Origin of the sequence: Kribbella sp. NPDC051620 (assembly GCF_044453825.1) — a bacterium.
Lineage (GTDB): Bacteria > Actinomycetota > Actinomycetes > Propionibacteriales > Kribbellaceae > Kribbella.
This window is the reverse complement of record NZ_JBITDB010000010.1, coordinates 79152-95334: the sequence shown is the minus strand read 5'-3', so window position 1 is coordinate 95334 and position 16183 is coordinate 79152. Positions and strand designations below refer to the sequence as shown.

Genomic DNA, 16183 nt, shown 5'->3' with positions numbered 1-16183 from the left:
CTCAGGCCTCGTCACGCGTTGCGGTCGGATCGGTGTGGCCGAGGTGTTCGCGGACCACCTTGCGGGCCCGGGACAGGCGTGACGCCACGGTCCCGTTGGCGATGCCGAGCGCGGCGGCGACCTCGTCGTACGTGAGTTCGCCGAGCGCCACGAGCATGAGTACCTCGCGGTCCTTCGCGGAGACCTTCGCCAGCGCGGCGGCGAGTTGGCGGCTTGCGCCCTGCGCGGTCACCTGGGCGGCGACCCGTTCCTCGTGCCCGCCGGCGGGCGTCGGCAGCGGCAGCTTCGCGGTCGCCCGCCAGGCCCGTACTTCGTCCCGCCGGTGCCGCCGGATCAGGTTGGTGGCGATCCCGTAGAGCCAGGCCCGGACGGCGCCGTTGCGCCCGTCGAACTTGGCCCGCTGCCGGAACGCGACCAGGAACGTCTCCGCGGCCAGGTCGTCGGCCAGGTCGCTGCCCAGCCGGCGGGCGACGTAGGAGTGCACCTGAGGGAAGTACCGGTCGAAGATCTGCGTGAACCGGTCTGGCTCTCGCGCGGACGCCTCGAGGATGCGGGCGTCCTCGTCGGGGACGAGCGCGGGAACCCGGCCCGGCGCCAGCGGCCGGCCGGGCAACGCGAGCGTCGCCAGGGCGAGGTCGGGCGTCATCGAACTCCTCATGCCGTCGGCCGGAGGTTCGCCGGGACCTGTCGGCCCCGGGGCAGCGCTGGTGCTGCCGTCCGGCTCACCCTGTTCTTGTCCGATGTCCCCAGAACCCTTCTCGACCCCGCCGACAGTCCGCGTTCATGACGCGCTGGGGGTCGATCTGGATGACAACGGGAGTCAGAAGGAGTTGAGGAATCCTCTGGCGGCCTGCTCGTCGGCGGGCCAGACGTAGACGCTCCAGCCGTGTCTGCCCGGTTTGGCGTCCTTGGTCCGCGCGGCGGTCGCCTTGATGCCGAAGTCCTTCAGCATCGCGACCTTCACCCTGGCCTCGTTGTAGGTCTGAACCGTCTGGACATCGACCAACAGTCCGAAACTGTCCTTTTCGGCCGGTGAGTAGTCAGTACGGCGCACCAGGGACCCGCCTTTGGCCTTGGAGAAGGCCCAGCGGGTGAGCAGCACCATGCCGCCCGCGAACGCGATGGCGACCACGGGGAAGAGGAAGTAGTGCTCTGCGAACACGGACACCATTGTCTCAGCGATTGGAAGGTCTCGAACCCTTGGCAACCTTCCGTGTCGTCAGGGAGTCTCTACCAGTACAACGCTGCAAGCGCGGCCGATTCTCGGGGGCCGCCGGAAGAGCGGAGGGCACGGACATGCTCGCACCGACCCACGTGATCTACCTGACCGGACTGCTGGACGTCCGCTCGGTGGGCGACGTCAGACAGCAACTCAACCAGCTGATCGACAACTCCGAAGGCGACGTCGTCGTCGATCTCGAATCCCTCGACGCCCTGGACGCCACCGGCCTCGGCCTCCTGGTAGCCACCCATCGCCGCACCCAGCTCCTCGGCCGGCAACTCGTCCTGCGCCACCCGGTGCCGGCGGTGATCCGCATCCTCGCGGCCACCCGCCTACACAGAATCCTCCACATCGAACGAACCCCACTCCCCATCTCGGCCTAACCTCACCCCCTCACCCCCTCACCCCCCTCCCCGCCCGAGGTACCCCCTCGACCACCACCACCCCTCACGGTCGACTTTGAGCACCCGCCAGTCGCCGGCAGACCGACCCGGCGACCGCCCCGTGCCCAAAGTCGGCTCCGCTGTCGTGCCGGCGGCCACTTTGAGCACCGGCCAGTCGCCCGGTCGGGCTGCTGGCGACTGCTCCGTGCTCAAGGTGGCGGAGCGGCTGAGGGGTGAGGGTGGTGCGGGGGTGGGCGGTGGGGTGGGGTGTGATCTACCCCGCTCGTGACACCAGTCACGGGTGGGGGACTCACAAGGGCACATAGTCCTACTCTCGGGTATATGAGCACTCCGAAGGACCGCCCGTGGGTCATGCGGACGTACGCCGGGCACTCGTCGGCGGCGGAATCCAATGCGCTCTTCCGGCGGAATCTGGCCAAGGGGCAGACCGGGTTGTCGGTTGCCTTCGATCTGCCGACGCAGACCGGGTACGACGCGGATCACCCACTCGCCAAGGGCGAAGTGGGCAAGGTCGGGGTGCCGGTGGCTCATCTGGGGGACATGCGGGCGCTGTTCGATCAGATTCCGTTGGCGCAGATGAACACGTCGATGACGATCAACGCGACCGCGATGTGGTTGCTGGCGCTCTATCAGGTCGCGGCGCAGGAGCAGGGGGCGTTGCCGGACGAGCTGACCGGTACGACCCAGAACGACATCGTCAAGGAGTACCTGTCCCGCGGGACCTATGCCTTCCCGCCCGAGGCGTCGCTGCGGCTCAGTACCGATCTGATCGCGTACACGATCTCCAACGTTCCGAAGTGGAATCCGATCAACATCTGCAGCTATCACCTGCAGGAGGCCGGCGCGACGCCCGTGCAGGAGCTGGCGTTCGCGTTGTCGACGGCGATCGCGGTACTGGACCGGGTGCGTGACGGCGGTCAGGTACCGGCCGATCGGTTCGGGGACGTCGTCCAGCGGATCTCGTTCTTCGTCAACGCGGGTGTGCGGTTCATCGAGGAGACCTGCAAGATGCGCGCGTTCGTGCGCCTGTGGGACGACGTCTGCCTCAACCGGTACGGCGTGACGGACGCCAAGGCGCGCCGGTTGCGGTACGGCGTACAGGTGAACTCGCTCGGCCTGACCGAGGCCCAGCCCGAGAACAACGTCCAGCGGATCGTGCTCGAGATGCTCGGCGTGACACTGTCCAAGAACGCGCGGGCCAGGGCCGTCCAGCTGCCCGCGTGGAACGAGGCGCTCGGCTTGCCGCGGCCGTGGGATCAGCAGTGGTCGCTCCGGATGCAGCAGGTGCTCGCGTACGAGTCGGATCTGCTCGAGTACGACGACATCTTCGACGGCTCGCACGTGATCGAGGCGAAGGTGGACGAGCTGGTCGCCGGGGCGCAGGAGGAGATCGATCGCGTCCAGGCGATGGGCGGTGCCGTCGTCGCGGTCGAGAGCGGCTATCTCAAGCAGGCTCTGGTCGCGTCGCACGCCGAGCGACGGCAGCGGATCGAGTCGGGTGAGCAGATCGTGGTCGGCGTCAACAAGTTCGAGAACACCGATCCTTCACCGCTCACTGCCGATCTCGACACCGCGATCCAGACCGCCGACCCGCAGGCCGAGGCCGCCGCGCTGAGGTCTCTCGAAGAATGGCGCGCCAACCGAGACGCCAAGGCGGTCGAGGACGCGCTCGCCCGACTGCGCGAGGCCGCCAAGGGCACCGAGAACCTCATGCAAGCCACCCTCAGCTGCGTCCGCGCGGGCGCGACGACGGGGGAGTGGTCCGGCGTACTGCGCGAGATGTTCGGCGAGTACCGCGCCCCGACCGGCGTCTCCGGCTCGGTCGGCGTCTCCGGCGGAGGCGAGGCGATCGCCGCCGTCCGCGCCAAGGTCGCGGCCACGTCCGACGAGTTGGGCGGCCGGCTCCGCTTCCTGGTCGGCAAACCCGGCCTCGACGGTCACTCGAACGGTGCCGAGCAGGTCGCGGTACGAGCCAGAGATGTCGGTTTCGAGGTCATCTACCAGGGCATCCGCCTGACCCCCGAGCAGATCGTCGCCGCCGCCGTAGCCGAAGACGTCCACTGCGTAGGCCTCTCGATCCTCTCCGGCTCCCACATGGAACTCGTCCCCCAGGTCGTGAACGGCCTCCGCGAAGCCGGCCTCGAAGACGTCCCGGTCGTAGTCGGCGGCATCGTCCCCGACGCCGACGCCCGGGCTCTCCAGTCCGCCGGTGTAGCCGCCGTCTACACCCCAAAGGACTACGACCTGACCGGCATGATGTCGAACGTGGTAGATGTCATCCGTCGCGCCAACCATCTCTGAAAAGCAGTGGTGGTGGGGCATCTCTAGCTCTGCTGCTGTTTGGCCGCGATCAGGTCTTCGACGGCCTTGGGGATGGTGGTTTCGAAGTCGAGGAGTTTGGCCCAGGTGAGGGTGACGGTGATGACGACCATTTCGTCGTACAGGGCCTTCACGCCTTCGAGCCAGCCGTTGTACTGGTCCTCGTCGGCCATCACCTTGCGGCCGGCGGTCAGGTAGCCCTCGGGGATGCCCTGGACCAGCTCGACCTCGGCGGTGCCGCGGAGCAGCAGGACCTTCGGGGGGAAGGCGCCGGTGTCGATGGTCAGGGCGACCTTCGGGTTCTTGCGCAGGGCGGCGACTTTGGCCGCCTTCGGGACGGTGGCGATCTGGAGCTGGTCGCCCTCCATCCAGAAGCCGATCGGGATCACTCGCGGGTCGCCGTCCAGGCCGTCGTAGGCGAAGCGGGCCGGCTCGGGGCCGTTCAGCAGGGCCTGGAAGTACGGCTTGGCGAGGATCTCGGCGATCTCGGTCTTGTTCATGAGTTTCTTCCTCTCGGGTTGGTTCCTACACCCCAGGGACGAAGCCGCCACGACGTTCTCTACATCGCTAGGTTGAAGAAATGCGAGAAATTTTTGCCTTCGGTGCGGGGCAGGTGGAGCTGACCGAGGACGGGACCGTGGCGGCGGTGCAGCACCCGACGAGGAAGCACTCGATGCTGCTCAGCGACGGCCCGGTGCACGACCCGGCGCGCTACTGGGGCAAAGGGTTCGTGATCTCCAGCAGCGGCAGCCATCGGTTCGACGCGCCGGACTTCACCCGGTGGCGGCAGACGGGGATCGATCTCCTGTACCGCCTGGGCGACCTCGAGTTGCGGGTCGGACGCCGGTTCGGGGAGCACTGGACCGAGACGTACGAAGTACGGAACATCGCCGGCGATCCCGTGGAGCTCGGGTCGCTGGGAATCAGTACGCCGTACCGCGACCTCTACAGCTCATCCCGTGAAAGCCTCAACGAAGCCGTCCACGCCCACATCTGGACGGGCGGCGCCGACTCCTGGGTCTGGGCGCAGCCGATGGACGGCAGCGGCCCCGGCCTCGGGCTGCAACTCACCGAAGGCGAGCTCTGGGCGTACTCTGTCGAGTCCCGCGACGCCGACACCGGCAGCAACATCCGCGGCCACCTCTACCTCCATCCCACCGACCACGCCCGCGCGCCGCACGCGATGGGCGGCCAGCCGCAGATCGTCCTCCAACCGGCCGAATCCCATCGCTGGACCTGGCAGCTCGCCTGGCACGACACCCTCGAAGCCTTCCACTCGACCCGCACCCCGCTGATCGACGCGACCACCCTCGCCGCTGAGGTAGGCGAGACGATCACCATCCAGCTCGCCGACCGAGCAGATGGCCCAGCAACCATTACGTCGGACACACCCGGTACGCAGTACGTCGAAGCGACCGACGGCGCGAGCGCCTCCCGGATCAATGTCCTGTTCCACGAACCTCTCCGCACGATCGTCGAGCGCCGGGTCCGTTTCGTACTGGACCACCAGCGCCCGGTCGAGCTGAGCACCAGCCGCCGTTTCTCCTTCGTCCCCTACGACAACGAGACCGGCCTGCGCATCCTCTCCGGCGGCTGGCGCGACTGGTCCGACGCCCGGGAGAGGATCGGCACAGCCTTGTTGCTACAGGCAACAAGAGACCGTGGCTGGGGTGATCGTGACGAGCTCGACGAGGCGCTGGCCGGCTACCAGCAGTTCGTCACGGAGTACCTGGTCTCCGAGGACGGTACCGTCGCCGACGACAGCCTCCACGAGGGCCGTGTCCGCCTCTACAACTTCCCCTGGTTCGCCCGCTTCTTCCTCAACCAGGGCGACCCCACCACGGCGATCCGCATCATCGACCGGTACTACGAACTAGGCGGCACCCACTTCCTGGCCTTCGACCTCGGCCCGCTCCTGCGCGAACTCGCCAAGGTCGCCCCCAGAATGCGCGACCACCTGGCCAACCACGCCCAAGCCTTCCTTGACCACGGCGACGACCTCCCGCCGCACGAGGTCAACTACGAGCAATCCATGGTCGCGCCACTCCTGGAACTCCTGATAGCCGCCTACCAAGAGGCCCCCGACTCCTTAGACCCCAATGAGCTAAGCCGCCGCCTCCCGTGGCTGACAGCCTTCGCCGCCGACCAGCCCGACGTCCGCCTTCGCCACATCCCCATCCGCCACTGGGACGGCTACTGGTTCGGCCTGCTGCGCCTGTGGGGCGACGTCTACCCGCACTACTGGTCGATCCTCAGCGCCGCCGTCTACCTCACCTGGCCCCGCGACCTGGTCACCCAAGTCGAAGCCGACCAACTCGACAAAGCAGGCCGAGCAATCCTCCAGGCCAACCTCGTCAACTTCCACCAGGACGGTTCGGCCACCTGCGCCTTCGTCTATCCCAGCGCCGTCAACAACCGCCCCGCCCACCTGCCCGACCCGCTGGCCAACGACCAGGACTGGGCCCTCGTCTACGCGCTCAGGCTGGGTCAGGGGAGTTTGGCGTAGGCGCGGACTGGGAAGGTGGCTAGGCCTTGGATTCGGGGTGGGGTGGCGGTGAAGGTGGCGCCGGTTGGGGGGAGGTGTGCCAGGCTGGTCAGGTGTTCGACGATGGGGAGGCCGGCGCCGAGCAGGAGGGTGTGGGCAGGGCGGGTGCCGTCGGTCATGTCGTCGACGTTGGCCGCGTCGATGCCGACCAGGGCGACGCCGTTGTCGATCAGCCACTGGGCGCCGTCGCGGGTGAGGAAGTGCGCGTTCTCGACGTACTGCGGAGTGCCGAAGCGCGCGTCGTCGCCGGTGTGCAGCAACACCGCCTTGCCTCGTACGTCGTACGTCGCCAGCGCGGCCGCGTCGATCCCGAGCCGGCCACTGTCCTCCACCCGCACGACGATCGCGGGCAGGTCGGCCAGCCGGTCGAGTGGGAAGCCGGTGAGGTCGTGGCCGTCGGCGTACCGGTGGTTCGGGCTGTCCAGGTACGTGCCGGTGTTGGCGACCATCGAGATCTTGCCGATCTCGAACTCGGTACCCGGCGCGTAGATCTCCCGCGACGCCTCCCGCGTCAACTGCAGGCCGAGCTCCGGCCCGGGCAGGTTCGGCAACGTCACCATGCCGTCGCGGATCACATGATTGAGCTCGACGTACCGCGGCCGCCCACCGCTCGGCTCGCTGCGGGCTGCTGGTCCGCCCCGGGTGCCCTTGTGAGCAGCCTCGACGATCTCCAGGTTGGTGAGCTCGACGTCGCCGGCCATCAGCAGGCCGAGCGAGTCGAGGAAGAACTCGCCGACCTCCGCCGACGTCACCTCCGCGGACGGTACGTCGACGAGGAACCCCTGCACCTGCAGCCCACCGCCGTTCGTGAAGGAAACAGCGGCGTCGAAGCGCGCGCGATAGCTAGCCATGCCGGTCATCATCACCCATCCCCATCCCCATCGCCCACCGCGCCGAAGCCCATCCCGTGATCACTCGTCGCAACCTCCTGCTCGCGGGCGCCGCCGGTGTCGCCGGCATCGCCGTGACTGCCGGCGCTGTCGGTCTGGCTCGCCGTGGCCCGGGCCGGTCGAAGCCACAGACAGATGCCCAGACAGATGCCCAGCCGGATGCTCAGTCGCGGAAGGGCCCACTGACGATCTCCTACGGCGGTGACGAGTCGCGGGTTGCGGACCTCTATCTCCCTGAGGGCGACAGCAAGGTCCCGGTAGCCGTCGTGATCCATGGCGGCCTCTGGATGAGCAGCTACGGCCGCGAACTCGCGACCCCGCTGGCCGAGGACCTCGCCAAGCAAGGCATCGCCGGGTACGCGATCGAGTACCGCCGAGTCGGCAACGGCGGCGGCTGGCCGATGACCTTCGAAGACGTCGCGGCCGCGATCGACAAGCTGGCCGACCAGCCGCGAGCGGACCTCAGCAAGGTGGTCGCCGTCGGCCACTCAGCAGGTGGGCAGCTGGCCGTCTGGGCGGCGGGGCGATCGGGTCTCCCGCCAGGAGCGCCGGGTGCGACGCCACGCGTCGTACTGGTTGGGGCGGTGTCCCAGGCCGGAGTACTGGACCTGGTGAACGCTTACGACGAGAAGCTCGGTGGCGATGCGATCCCGGCCTTCCTCGGTACGACGCCTGCCAAGGACCGCAGGCGGTACCAGCTGGCGTCACCGTACGAGCGCCTGCCGTTGAAGGTCCCGGTCGCTCTCGTGCATGGCACTCGCGATGGGCAGGTGCCCATCGAGCAGAGCCGCCGCTACCGCGATGCCGCCGTGGCCAAGGGCGATCAGGTGAAGCTGACCGAACTCGAACACGTCGGTCACTTTGAGCTGATCGACCCGGACGACCAGGCCTGGCACACCTGCCGCGCAGAGACCAAGCGCCTGGTGAGCAGCTGAGTCGTCTCGGCGAGAGCTTGGCCGGCCGGGAGCTGGATGCCGACACCCGGTACGACTACCAGGCGGCACTGGATGCATACGAGCAGGAGGTGCACTACATCCGGTACGGCGAGCTGAACGTCCCGTACTGGGAGGTCGGCGATCCCAACGAGCCGTACCGGTTCGGCTGGTTCGACAGCGGCGGTGCTCGCGCCGTCGCGATGAACCTGCGGTTGAAGCACCTCGGGCTCGACGCGGGCCGGGGTCGCAGGGACCCCGGCATGCTGCGCCGGAAGCGCCGCCCGTAGTCAGAGCTTCGGCAGTAGTTCGCGCAGTACGTCGGTGGTGAAGTTGTGCAGGCTGGTGCCGTAGGAGATGCGTGTGGCGCCCAGGGCGATCAGGTCTGCCGCTGTCGGGCCGTTCGGTTTGGCGTGGGCGTTGAAGGGGCCGCCGATGTCCGTGGCGAGCTTCTGCAGGACGTCCAGCGGTGCTGCGATCGGGTAGACGCAGTCGGCCCCAGCGCGACGGTAGGCGCGGCCGCGGGCGATTGCTTCATCAACGCTCCCATGGGTGATGAAGATGTCGACCCGGGCGTTGATAACCAGGTCCGCGCCGGCAGCAGCTCGTACTGCGCTCAGGTAGTCGGCCTGCCGCTCCACCTCGACCAGCTGGTCGTCCACCGAGTCCTCCAAGTTGCACCCGACAGCACCTGTCTCCAGCAGCCGCTCGGCGAACTCCTTGGCGTCCAGCCCGTACCCGGCCTCCATGTCTGCCGTCACCGGTACGTCGACAGCCCGGGCGATCCGCGCGACCGCCTCGAACATCTCGGCGACCGGGGTCAGCTGGCCGTCGTCGTACCCGAGCACCCGGGCGACCGCACCACTACTGGTGGCGATCGCCGGGTACCCGGCCTCTGCGATGGCCCTGGCGCTGACCGGATCCCAGGCGTTCGGCAGCAGTAAGGGAGTGGGCCCGTGATGCAAGGCCCGGAAGGCCTCGGCTTTGCTCGGGGTGGTCATCGGATCAGCTCGGGTCGTAGTGGCCGGGCTCGATGCGGCAGGTGACGCCGACCCGGTTCCAGGCGTTGATCATGATGATCAGGCTGATCAGCTGGGCGAGTTCCTTCTCGTCGAAGGCGTTCGCGGCGATCTCGTAGACGTCGTCCGGGACGTGGTCGACGCTGATCAGCGTGATCGCCTCGGTCAGCTCCAGCGCCGCCTGCTCCTGCTCGGTGTAGAACTTCCGCGCCTCCCGCCAGGTGGCGACGAGATTGACCCGCTGGGCGGTATCGCCCTCGTGCAACGCGTCCAGCGTGTGCATGTCGAGGCAGTACGCGCACCCGTTCAACTGCGATGCCCGAATCCGCACCAGATGCGCCAATTTGCTGTCCAGCCCCAGCGCCGACACCTCGTCCAGCGCGATCAACGCCTGGTAGAACTCCGGCGCATGCGTGGCGAGCTTGACCCTACGACGTGTGTTTGTGCTCATGCAGACAACGCTAGCGCTGGATCGGCCCAGGTGTATGGTCCACTTCCATGGGGATCCCAAGGGCCAATTCAGTGGCGGAGGCGAGCGCTGACAGCGTCACGGGCGCCGACCTGCACCTCGACCTGGCCAACCGCCGCGGCCGTGCCGACCTGGTCAACGCCCTCCACGAGTCGATTCGCACCGGCCGCCTCACCCCAGGTACCCGCCTCCCCTCCTCCCGCCAACTGGCCAAAGACCTGGGCATAGCCCGCAACACAGTCGCCGACGCGTTCGGCCAACTAGTAGCCGAAGGCTGGCTGACTGCCAGACAAGGCTCAGGCACAGTAGTTGCCGACCGCATCCTTCCTCGCAGTGAGGTGCCAAAGCCTCACCCAACCCCAGAAACACAGAGGTTCCGGTATGACCTGACACCGGGGTCGCCTGATGTGTCGACCTTTCCGCGGAGTGAGTGGCTGGCTGCGGCAAGGAGGGCTTTGCCGGCTGCGCCCAACGACGCCTTCGGGTATGGGGATCCGCGGGGGAGGGTGGAGTTGCGGGAGAATCTGGCGGACTACCTCGCGCGAGCGCGCGGCGTGCGGGCTGATCCGGACCGCATCGTCATCTGCTCCGGCTACGTCCAGGCGCTCAACCTGCTGACCGATGTGCTGCGGCTGCAGGGCGCGCAGACCATGTCCGTCGAGGAGTTCGGCTACGACCTGCACTGGGACGTGATCCGCTCCAGGGGTGTCGAGCCAAAGCCCGTCCCGGTCGACGAGTACGGCGTCCGCGCAGACCTGCTCGAGGGCCGCGCCGCCCTCCTGACTCCGGCCCACCAGATGCCCACCGGCGTCCCGCTCGCGCCGGACCGGCGTACCAAAGCAGTCGAATGGGCCCGCGAGACCGACGCGATCCTGATCGAGGACGACTACGACGGCGAGTTCCGCTACGACCGTCAACCAGTAGGCGCCCTGCAAGCCCTGGACCCCGAGCGAGTCGTCTACACCGGTACTGCGAGCAAGAGCCTCGCCCCAGCCCTCCGACTCGCCTGGATGGTCCTGCCGGAGCACCTGATGGACCCCGTCCTAGAGGTGAAGCGCACCACCGACCTGCTGACCGCCACCCTCGACCAGCTCGTACTAGCCGAGTTCATCGCCTCCGGCCACTACGACCGCCACGTACGCCGTACCCGCCAGCACTACCGCCGCAGACGCGACCACCTGGTCGAGTTGCTCGCCGTCCGAGCTCCAGGCGTCACCGTGGCCGGCATCTCAGCCGGCCTGCACGTCTTGCTCGACGTACCGGGCGAAGCGGCGGACATGGTCGCCCGGGCCAGCCGCCAAGGCCTGCTGATCGCATCGCTGGACAGGTACCGCTTCACCCCGGACCCGGCCGCCCGCCAAGCCCTCATCGTCGGTTACGGCACCCCACCCGACCACTCCTACAACGGCGCCCTGGACCTGCTCTGCCAGGTCCTCGCCGTCTAGCCGTCAGCGGCGGAGCTTGCGAAGGATCGCGGCCAGCTCGGCCCGCTCCGTCTCGCTGAGGATGCTGAAGTAGGCCTCGGCCTCCGCATCGTTGGAGGCCCGGATCGCCTCGCCGACCCGAGTCCCTTCGCCGGTCGGCGCCACCAGCGTCGCGCGGCGGTCCTGCGGATCAGGACGCCGTTCCACCAACCCGCGATCCTGCAGGGCGTCGACCACCTCGGTGGCCGAGCGGGCCGCGATGCGAAGGCGGTCGGAGAGCTCGTTGAGCCGGAGCGGTCCCTCGCGCAGCAAGACCCCGAGGGCGCGCGCATGGGACGGCGCGATGTCCAGCGGGGCCAGCGACTCCTTGCGCAGATGCCGGAGCTGGCGAGCGACCCCCCAGAACGACTCGGGCAGCGTCTCCTCGTCGTCATCGGCCATGGGAATACGGTACCAACCAATCCTGTTGTACCCTCATAGTGAGGTAACCTCAGCATATCTTCCGACCCCGACAGAACGGTGTAAGCCTTGGATTACCAGACTCAGCAACGTGGCCGCCCCGAAGGCGGCCGGAAGTCGGCCACAGCCGCCGAGAAAGCCCAGGCCCGCGAGGTGTCGCTGGCCCGGATCGGCCGGCTCTTCAGCACCCACAAACTCTCCCTCGCCATCGTCACGGCGATCATCGTCGCATCGTCCGTGGTCGCGATGGCGTCACCCTTCCTGCTGCGCGCCGTCATCGACCAGGCGCTGCCCCAGCAGAACCTCGAGCTCCTGATCTGGCTGGTGATCGGCATGGTCGCCGTCGCCGCCGTCACCTCGATCCTCGGCGTCATCCAGACCTGGATCAGCACCAAGGTCGGCCAGCAGATCATGCACCGGCTGCGGACCGACGTCTTCGCCCACCTGCAGCGCCAGTCGATCGCCTTCTTCACCCGGACCCGCACCGGCGAGGTGCAGTCCCGGATCACCAACGACATCGGCGGGATGGAGCCGGTCGTCACCTCGACGGCCACCTCGATCGCCGCCAACCTGACCACCGCGATCGCCACCGCCGTCGCGATGCTCGCGTTGTCGTGGCAGCTCTCGCTGATCTCGCTCGTCGTGATGCCGCCGGCCATCTACCTGACCCGCAAGGTCGCCCGGATGCGCCGGGAGATCACCGCGCAACGCCAGCGCGAACTGGCCGATCTCAACGTCACGGTCGAGGAAGGCCTGTCGATCAGCGGGATCCAGCTCAGCAAGACGATGGGCACCGCCGCGACCCTGGTCGAGCGGTTCACCGCGTCGTCGACCCGGTTGATCGATCTCGAACTCCGCTCGGAGCTGGCCGGCCGCTGGCGGATGGCCTCGATGAGCGTCATCTTCGCCGCCATCCCGGCGATCATCTACCTGAGCGCCGGCCTGCCGATGACCGCCGGAACGCTGTCCATCGGCACCCTGATCGCGTTCACCACCCTGCAGGCCGGGCTGTTCCGGCCGCTGATGGGACTGCTCAACGTCGGCGTCGCGCTGACCAGTTCGCTGGCCCTGTTCGCGCGGATCTTCGAGTACCTGGACCTGCCGATCGACGTGGACGATCCGGCCGACCCGGTCGAGATCGACCCGGCCCGAGTCGTTGGCCACGTGCGCTTCGAGGACGTCACTTTCGTCTACCCAGGCAGCGAGACGGCCGCCGTGGCCGGGGTCAGCCTGGACGTGCCGGCCGGTACGACGCTCGCGCTCGTCGGCGAGACCGGATCGGGCAAGAGCACTCTCGCTTCATTGGTCGCCCGACTCTATGACCCGACCAGCGGACGCGTCACGATCGACGGTATCGACCTCCGCGACCTCCGCCTGGCCGATCTCAGCGCGGTGGTCGGCGTCGTCAGCCAGGAGACGTACCTGCTGCACACGACCGTGCGCGAGAACCTCCGCTACGCCAAGCCCGACGCGACCGACGCCGAGATCGAGGAAGCAGCCCGCGCCGCTCAAGTACACGATTTGATCTCCGGCCTTCCGGACGGCTACGACACCATGGTCGGATCTCGCGGCCATCGCTTCTCCGGCGGGGAGAAGCAGCGGATCGCCATCGCCCGTACGCTCCTGCGCAACCCTCGTGTCCTCGTCCTTGACGAGGCCACCAGCGCGCTCGACACCGAGACCGAGCGAGCGGTCCAGCAGGCCTTCGACCGCCTAGCGGAGGGACGTACGACCATCACCATCGCCCACCGGCTCTCGACCGTACGCGACGCCGACCAGCTCGCCGTGGTCGACCACGGCCGGGTGATCGAGTCCGGAACCCACACCAGCCTGGTCGAAAGCAACGGCCGCTACGCCCAGCTGGCGAGCTAGGACTGAACCAGAGCCAGTACTTCGTCGGCGCAACCCCACGACAGCGTCACACCGGACCCGCCATGGCCGTAGCAGTGAATCACCTGGCGGTCGCCGGTACGGACGCTCTCGCACCGAACCGACGGGCGAGCGGGCCGCAGTCCGACCCGGTGCTTGATGATTTTCGCCTTGCGCAGTTGAGGAATCAGCACCGCGGCCCGATCGAGAATCGAGCCGGCGGTCTTCTCGTCGACCGCCAGATCCCAGCTGTCGGGCTGCGACGTGCCGCCCACGACGACGTCGTTGGATCGCGGTACGACGTAGCAAAGCTCTTCCGGTCCGTTGTCGGCCATCAGCCACTCGGTGAGTCCGAACTGCTCGACGGTGAAGATCTGCCCGCGGACCGGCGTGACGGTGCGATCCTGCGCGGTCAGTCGCGCGCCGAGACCGGTGCAGTTCACCACGATCGGTGCCGTGTTCGGCAGCGCCGAGAAGGGGGCCCGGTTGAGCGTCCCGCCGGCGGCCTCGAGCCGTTTCACCAAGTACCGCAGGTAAAGCGGCATCTCCACGACCGGCGTGGTGAACGACCACCCGTCCCGGAAACCAGGCGGCGGCGACCCGACCCGCTCCAGATCAGTGAGCACATCGACCCAGACAGGCTCCGGCGTCGGCTCGAGCAGGTACTCCTTGCCGTGCCGCAGCCGCACCGACGGCTCGCTCCGCGCCAGCTCGGCGAACTCCCGGTACGACGTCCGCGCCCAGCCGGCGACCCGATCACCCGCCGACTGGAACGGATACCAGATCGCGGCGGCCACCCCCGACGTCGTCTCCAACGGCAGATCGCGAGCGAACACCGCCACGTCGTACCCGGCCTCCGCCAGCCGGACAGCACAACTGAGCCCGATCACTCCGGCTCCGACCACGATGACGCGCATTCACGCATTGTGTCGCCCCTCAGCCACTCCCGCTACCTGAGCCTGTTGCCGACCGAGTGGCTGGCTGCTGCTCGTGGCGAGGGTGCTGTGGTTGCGGGGTGCTGTGGTGAGGGACTGTGGTTCGCGGTCTCCGCTGCGGGAGTGTCCTAGCCGAGGCACTGGGCGTCAAGAGCGCTTCGCGCCCCTTCGGGATCGAACAAGTTCGACTCTTGACACCCAGCACCACGACCAGGGGAAGACGCAGCTACGCGGATCCCGCGGAGGGGTATGAGCCGATGGAGCACCTTGGCAAGGCGGGTCGTGTGCCAGGGTTGCTGACGGCAAGGCCGGTCGGGTGGGCAAGGGGCAAGGTGGGGAGGCTTTCAGCCCCGGTCGGGGGCATTTGCCTCCCCGGTTGCTGGAGAATCCTCCCCAACGCCCCGATCCGCGCGACCTTGTGCACGACGTGGGCAGATCCGCGGCCGGGAGATGCCCAGGTGATGCACAAAGTGCCTCAGGCAACTGCTTTGGAGTGGGCGAGCGATCCACAGTCCCTCACCTCGGCAACGCCGAATCCACGGCACCTTCACCGCGCCACGATCAGTGCAGGTCGACGGCCAGTGAGTACAGCCGGGTGATCTGGGTGGGGCCGAAGTTGTCGTCGGAGATCAGGTAGAGCTGGCGGCGACCGCTCGGCAGGAACCCGCCGAGGGCGAGGCCTTCGACGTTGTCCAGCAACGGGTTCGGCTGCGGCTGCTTGGCGACCGCGCCGGACGGCGGGCAGTTCACCAGGTCGAACAGCAGCTTCTTGTGCACGTACACGCTGTCCGGAGCATCTGCGAGCGACGCCTGCTTGCTCACGTCCTGCGCGCCCTTCAGCGAGACGCTGAACACCCGGATGGTGTTGCCGACGCCGGGCGTGAAGGTCCGCTCCATCGACACGAGCTGGTCGCTGTGCACGTAGGCGAGCTCGACCAGGGCGAGTCCGGGGTCGGGCTTGTACGCGAGCTGGGCGGCGACGGTGTACGCGCCACCGGGCCGGCCCGTGTAGCGGAGGATCCGGTTGCGACTGCTGCCCGCGGCGTCCGTGCCGTCGGAGGCGAGAGGGCCTTCCATTCCGGCGTACAGGGTGCGGCCGTTGGTACTGATCGCCAGCGACTCGAAGGTCGCGTTGGCGGTGGCTTCGCCGGCCGGGGCGACCTGGAACCGCGACGGCACCGGCAGCGAGGCGAGCTCGAGACCGCTGGCGAGGCTGAAGCGGCGGATCGACGGCTCGCGTTCGGAGGTGGCCAGGATCGTGCGGCCGCCCAGCTCGTTGACCAGGCCTTCGCCGTCGAAGTCGACGTTGTTGTACGGCGTACCGTCCGGCCGGCGCAGGATCGTGACGCTGTCCACGGCGACCTCGGGCTTGCCGTGGTCGTCGCCGAGCTGAAGGCCGAAGACCCGGGCCGGGGTGTCGGTGACGTTGTCGACCAGGGCGACGGCGTGGTTCGGCGCGTTGAGGTTGATCGCGGAGAGACCGGCCACGGGCAGTCCGGCGTACGAGGTCTTGTCGAGGCTGTCGGTGAAGCCGCGGAAGCTCGCGTCCGGCGAGCACGCCGCCGGGTCGCTGCCGTGGCGATCGATCAGCGGCGCGGCCGTGGCGGTCAGCGAGGTGGCGAGAGCTGCGAGCGTGATGGTCGCGGCCAGGGGAGTCTTCCAGTGCATGCGATGTCCTCTGAAAGTCAGCGTTGGG

The 16183-nt window shown here is 68.1% G+C and carries 16 protein-coding genes; 7 read left to right on the top strand and 9 right to left on the bottom strand.

The features are described from left to right. Position 1 precedes the first annotated feature (1 nt). Positions 2-646 carry an RNA polymerase sigma factor gene (locus tag ACIA12_RS38430; RefSeq protein ID WP_396372391.1) on the bottom strand — a complete coding sequence of 215 codons (645 nt, stop codon included), beginning with the start codon at positions 644-646 and terminating at the stop codon, positions 2-4. A gap of 174 nt (positions 647-820) precedes the next feature. Then, on the bottom strand, positions 821-1171 hold the full coding sequence (locus ACIA12_RS38425) for a hypothetical protein (protein WP_396372390.1): 351 nt from the start codon (positions 1169-1171) through the stop codon (positions 821-823). Between the two features lie 125 nt (positions 1172-1296). Here ACIA12_RS38425 and ACIA12_RS38420 point away from each other — a divergent pair, with 125 nt between their 5' ends. Next, positions 1297-1605 carry an STAS domain-containing protein gene (locus ACIA12_RS38420; protein ID WP_396372389.1) on the top strand — a complete coding sequence of 103 codons (309 nt, stop codon included), beginning with the start codon at positions 1297-1299 and terminating at the stop codon, positions 1603-1605. Positions 1606-1947: 342 nt separating this feature from the next. Continuing rightward, entirely contained in the window at positions 1948-3927 is a 1980-nt protein-coding gene (locus ACIA12_RS38415) for a protein meaA (RefSeq protein ID WP_396372388.1), read from the top strand. A 23-nt stretch (positions 3928-3950) separates the two neighbouring features. On the opposite strand, the gene ACIA12_RS38410 is transcribed toward ACIA12_RS38415, so the two are convergent. Next, positions 3951-4445 carry a pyridoxamine 5'-phosphate oxidase family protein gene (locus tag ACIA12_RS38410; protein ID WP_396372387.1) on the bottom strand — a complete coding sequence of 165 codons (495 nt, stop codon included), beginning with the start codon at positions 4443-4445 and terminating at the stop codon, positions 3951-3953. An 80-nt stretch (positions 4446-4525) separates the two neighbouring features. On the opposite strand from ACIA12_RS38410, the gene ACIA12_RS38405 reads away from it, so the two are divergent. Further along, positions 4526-6451, top strand: a complete 1926-nt coding sequence (locus ACIA12_RS38405; protein WP_396372386.1) for a hypothetical protein — start codon at positions 4526-4528, stop codon at positions 6449-6451. On the opposite strand, the gene ACIA12_RS38400 is transcribed toward ACIA12_RS38405, so the two are convergent. Beyond that, positions 6433-7341 (bottom strand): cyclase family protein, encoded by a 909-nt coding sequence (locus ACIA12_RS38400; protein ID WP_396372385.1) that lies wholly within the window; start codon positions 7339-7341, stop codon positions 6433-6435. The two genes, ACIA12_RS38405 and ACIA12_RS38400, sit on opposite strands and share 19 nt — an antisense overlap. Positions 7342-7397: 56 nt before the next feature. On the opposite strand from ACIA12_RS38400, the gene ACIA12_RS38395 reads away from it, so the two are divergent. Further along, positions 7398-8315, top strand: a complete 918-nt coding sequence (locus ACIA12_RS38395) for an alpha/beta hydrolase family protein (protein WP_396372384.1) — start codon at positions 7398-7400, stop codon at positions 8313-8315. 17 nt (positions 8316-8332) lie between these two features. After that, complete coding sequence (locus ACIA12_RS38390) at positions 8333-8602, top strand: hypothetical protein (RefSeq protein ID WP_396372383.1); 270 nt, start codon at positions 8333-8335, stop codon at positions 8600-8602. Here the strand turns inward: ACIA12_RS38390 and ACIA12_RS38385 are convergent, their stop codons facing one another. Beyond that, positions 8603-9313, bottom strand: a complete 711-nt coding sequence (locus tag ACIA12_RS38385; protein WP_396372382.1) for an isocitrate lyase/phosphoenolpyruvate mutase family protein — start codon at positions 9311-9313, stop codon at positions 8603-8605. 4 nt (positions 9314-9317) lie between these two features. Further along, positions 9318-9782, bottom strand: coding sequence for a carboxymuconolactone decarboxylase family protein (locus ACIA12_RS38380; protein ID WP_396372381.1), 465 nt, complete (start codon positions 9780-9782; stop codon positions 9318-9320). A gap of 47 nt (positions 9783-9829) precedes the next feature. Between ACIA12_RS38380 and ACIA12_RS38375 the strand changes: the two genes are divergently transcribed. Then, positions 9830-11245 carry a PLP-dependent aminotransferase family protein gene (locus tag ACIA12_RS38375; RefSeq protein WP_396372380.1) on the top strand — a complete coding sequence of 472 codons (1416 nt, stop codon included), beginning with the start codon at positions 9830-9832 and terminating at the stop codon, positions 11243-11245. A 3-nt stretch (positions 11246-11248) separates the two neighbouring features. Here the strand turns inward: ACIA12_RS38375 and ACIA12_RS38370 are convergent, their stop codons facing one another. Beyond that, the gene (locus ACIA12_RS38370; protein WP_396372379.1) at positions 11249-11665 is read right to left on the bottom strand and encodes a MarR family winged helix-turn-helix transcriptional regulator; all 417 of its coding nucleotides are present in this window, start codon (positions 11663-11665) and stop codon (positions 11249-11251) included. 87 nt (positions 11666-11752) lie between these two features. On the opposite strand from ACIA12_RS38370, the gene ACIA12_RS38365 reads away from it, so the two are divergent. Continuing rightward, positions 11753-13555 (top strand): ABC transporter ATP-binding protein, encoded by a 1803-nt coding sequence (locus ACIA12_RS38365; protein WP_396372378.1) that lies wholly within the window; start codon positions 11753-11755, stop codon positions 13553-13555. On the opposite strand, the gene ACIA12_RS38360 is transcribed toward ACIA12_RS38365, so the two are convergent. Both ACIA12_RS38360 and ACIA12_RS38355 read right to left on the bottom strand, forming a co-directional pair. Continuing rightward, positions 13552-14469 carry an FAD-dependent oxidoreductase gene (locus ACIA12_RS38360; protein WP_396372377.1) on the bottom strand — a complete coding sequence of 306 codons (918 nt, stop codon included), beginning with the start codon at positions 14467-14469 and terminating at the stop codon, positions 13552-13554. The two genes, ACIA12_RS38365 and ACIA12_RS38360, sit on opposite strands and share 4 nt — an antisense overlap. A gap of 579 nt (positions 14470-15048) precedes the next feature. After that, a complete protein-coding gene (locus tag ACIA12_RS38355) occupies positions 15049-16155 on the bottom strand; it encodes an esterase-like activity of phytase family protein (RefSeq protein WP_396372376.1) in 1107 nt (368 codons plus the stop codon). Between the last annotated feature and the right edge of the window lie 28 nt (positions 16156-16183).

Coding starts and splice junctions, on each gene's coding strand:
- ACIA12_RS38380 (WP_396372381.1), bottom strand. CDS start 9,782: ATGAGCACAAACACACGTCGTAGGGTCAAGCTCGCCACGCATGCGCCG.
- ACIA12_RS38420 (WP_396372389.1), top strand. CDS start 1,297: ATGCTCGCACCGACCCACGTGATCTACCTGACCGGACTGCTGGACGTC.
- ACIA12_RS38375 (WP_396372380.1), top strand. CDS start 9,830: ATGGGGATCCCAAGGGCCAATTCAGTGGCGGAGGCGAGCGCTGACAGC.
- ACIA12_RS38360 (WP_396372377.1), bottom strand. CDS start 14,469: ATGCGCGTCATCGTGGTCGGAGCCGGAGTGATCGGGCTCAGTTGTGCT.
- ACIA12_RS38370 (WP_396372379.1), bottom strand. CDS start 11,665: ATGGCCGATGACGACGAGGAGACGCTGCCCGAGTCGTTCTGGGGGGTC.
- ACIA12_RS38385 (WP_396372382.1), bottom strand. CDS start 9,313: ATGACCACCCCGAGCAAAGCCGAGGCCTTCCGGGCCTTGCATCACGGG.
- ACIA12_RS38430 (WP_396372391.1), bottom strand. CDS start 646: ATGACGCCCGACCTCGCCCTGGCGACGCTCGCGTTGCCCGGCCGGCCG.
- ACIA12_RS38415 (WP_396372388.1), top strand. CDS start 1,948: ATGAGCACTCCGAAGGACCGCCCGTGGGTCATGCGGACGTACGCCGGG.
- ACIA12_RS38405 (WP_396372386.1), top strand. CDS start 4,526: ATGCGAGAAATTTTTGCCTTCGGTGCGGGGCAGGTGGAGCTGACCGAG.
- ACIA12_RS38355 (WP_396372376.1), bottom strand. CDS start 16,155: ATGCACTGGAAGACTCCCCTGGCCGCGACCATCACGCTCGCAGCTCTC.
- ACIA12_RS38425 (WP_396372390.1), bottom strand. CDS start 1,171: ATGGTGTCCGTGTTCGCAGAGCACTACTTCCTCTTCCCCGTGGTCGCC.
- ACIA12_RS38400 (WP_396372385.1), bottom strand. CDS start 7,341: ATGGCTAGCTATCGCGCGCGCTTCGACGCCGCTGTTTCCTTCACGAAC.
- ACIA12_RS38410 (WP_396372387.1), bottom strand. CDS start 4,445: ATGAACAAGACCGAGATCGCCGAGATCCTCGCCAAGCCGTACTTCCAG.